This window comes from Streptomyces sp. NPDC048392, from assembly GCF_043200575.1.
In the GTDB taxonomy this organism is placed as follows: domain Bacteria; phylum Actinomycetota; class Actinomycetes; order Streptomycetales; family Streptomycetaceae; genus Streptomyces.
Window position 1 is genome coordinate 1 of record NZ_JBICYB010000091.1, and the last position, 2658, is coordinate 2658.

A 2658-nucleotide genomic window follows, 5' to 3' on the forward strand; every position below is an offset into this window, starting at 1 on the left:
CGGCGCCCGCTTCAAGAACGGTCACCTCGTCGAACGCCCCGAAGTCACCGCAGCCTGAACAACCCCACTGATCCACAACTCTTGACAATTACTCGCTCCGGCTTCGAACCGGGTGAAACACCCATGCAGCGGGCCGTGGCCTTCGCCCGGAACATCAGCGAATCCAAAGAACTCGCCAAACGCTTCCGCGAGGTCGTCCAGGCATACGACGGCGCCGACGAGGAAATCCTCCAGTGCGACGTCGACCACGTCGACGGCACCTTCAACACCCTGCGCCGCAACGACCTCCTTGACTGGCTGAAGCAGGACCCCGGCCCGAACAAGGCCCGCATCCTCTCCAACGCCCGATGCCTGTCCGAAGGCGTCGACGTCCCCAGCCTGGACGCCGTCCTCTTCCTCCACCCCCGCAACTCCGTCGTCGACGTCGTCCAGTCCGTTGGCCGTGTCATGCGGCTGGCCGAGGGCAAGAAGTACGGCTACATCATCCTCCCCGTCGCTGTCCCCGCGGGGATGCCACCGGAGCAGGCCCTGGCCGACAACCGGCGCTTCCGCACTGTCTGGCAGGTCCTCCAGGCCCTGCGCGCCCACGACGATCGCTTCAACGCCACCGTCAACCAGCTCGACCTGAACAACCGCCGCCCCGACAACATCATGGTCGCCAACGCCACGGACGACCGCGAATCCATCTCTGGCGAAGGGGACGGCGGCAACGGTCAGGGTGAGGCGAGCGCAGCCCAGTACGTCCAGACCGCACTCCACATGGAGGACTGGCGCGATGCGATCTACGCCCAGATCGTCAAGAAGGTCGGCCAGCGTCAGTACTGGGAGGACTGGGCCAAGGACATCGCCCAGATCGCGGAGCGCCACAAGACCCGCATCCAGGCCGCCCTCGGCCTCCCGGACAAGCAGGCCGCCTTCGACACCTTCCTCGGCGAGCTGCGCGCGAGCATAAACCCAGGCGTCACCGAGACCGACGCGCTCGACATGCTCACCCAGCACATCGTCACCAAGCCCGTCTTCGACGCGCTCTTCAAGGGCTACGCATTCGCCGAACGTAACCCCGTCTCCCTGGCCATGCAGCGCATGCTCGATGTCCTGGACGACCAAAATCTCGACGCCGAAGCCAAGACCCTCCAAGGCTTCTACGACTCCGTACGCAAGCGGGCAGAGGGCATCGACAACCATGAGGGCCGCCAGCGCGTCATCATCGAGCTGTACGACAAGTTCTTCAAAACCGCCCTGCCCAAGACCGCCGACGCCCTCGGGATCGTCTACACCCCCGTCGAGATCGTCGACTTCATCCTCCGCTCAACAGACCAGGCCCTCGCCAAACACTTCGGCACCTCCCTGTCCGACGAAGGCGTCCACATCCTCGACCCCTTCACCGGCACCGGCACCTTCATGGTCCGCCTCCTCCAGTCCGGCCTCATCAAGCCCGACGACCTCCTGCGCAAGTACGCCAGCGAACTTCATGCCAACGAAATTGTGCTGCTCGCCTACTACATCGCGGCGGTCAACATCGAGGCCGCCTTTGAGGACATGGGCGGAACGGAGGCGTACACCCCCTTCGAGGGCATCGTCCTGACGGACACCTTCCAGCTCGCCGAAGGAAACGCGGAACGCCTCTTCGGGGGGCTTGAGGGCAACAGTGAGCGCGTGAGGAAGCAGCAGGCTCAGGACATCCGGGTCATCATCGGGAACCCTCCGTACTCGGCGGGGCAGGACAGCCAGAACGATGACAACCAGAACGTCAAGTACGAGGCCCTGGACCAGCGCATCCAGACCACGTACGCCGCCCGCTCCACGGCGACCAACAAGAACTCCCTCTACGACTCCTACATCCGCGCCATCCGCTGGGCCTCCGACCGCATCAAGGACGAGGGCGTCATCGCCTACGTCTCCAATGGTGGCTACATCGACGGCAACACCGCCGACGGACTGCGCCTGTCTCTGGGGGACGAGTTCGACGCGATCTACTGCTACAACCTGCGGGGTAACCAGCGCACCGCCGGCGAGCTTTCCCGCAAGGAGGGCGGCAAGGTCTTCGGCTCGGGAAGCCGCAGCACCGTCGCCATTCTGATCCTGATCAAGGGCGGGATCGGGGGCGGGGCGAGTGCGGGTTGCCAACTCTATTACCGGGACATCGGCGACTACCTCAGCCGCGAGGACAAGCTCCGCATCGTGACGGGCCAGAACCTCGACACAGTGGAGTGGCAGCAGATCACCCCCAGTCCGGAGGGGGACTGGATCAACCAACGTGACGAGCGATTCACGGATTTCCGGGCGATCGGTGACAAGGGCAAGGGATCGGCTGCGCCCTTTTTCGACGTGTTTTCCCGTGGACTGGAGACTGGCCGCGACGCTTGGGTCTACAACTTCTCAAAGCAGAAGCTCATCGAGAATGTGAAGTCATCGATCGACTTCTATAACGAGCAGGTAGCAGGGTTCGCGAGGCACTGCGAGACTGAAGGGATCACCGATCCCAAGATCACAGACGTCGATGCGTTCATCGATCGCGACTCCACGAAGATCAGCTGGAATCGCGCCGATAAGATCAGGCTGACTAAGAGGTTGTCTCACGTGGTGTGATGCTCGTGCGGCATGATGTCGGTCGTGAGTGCTGATCTGTCGAAGCGGTTGGTTCCTGACGAACTCTGG

The 2658-nt window shown here is 63.2% G+C and carries 1 protein-coding gene; it reads left to right on the plus strand.

The window, feature by feature from the left end; all coding sequences use genetic code 11:
• The first annotated feature begins 81 nt into the window (after positions 1-81).
• Positions 82-2589 carry a type ISP restriction/modification enzyme gene (locus ACGFYH_RS37235; RefSeq protein WP_393807604.1) on the plus strand — a complete coding sequence of 836 codons (2508 nt, stop codon included), beginning with the start codon at positions 82-84 and terminating at the stop codon, positions 2587-2589.
• The last annotated feature ends 69 nt before the right edge of the window (positions 2590-2658 follow it).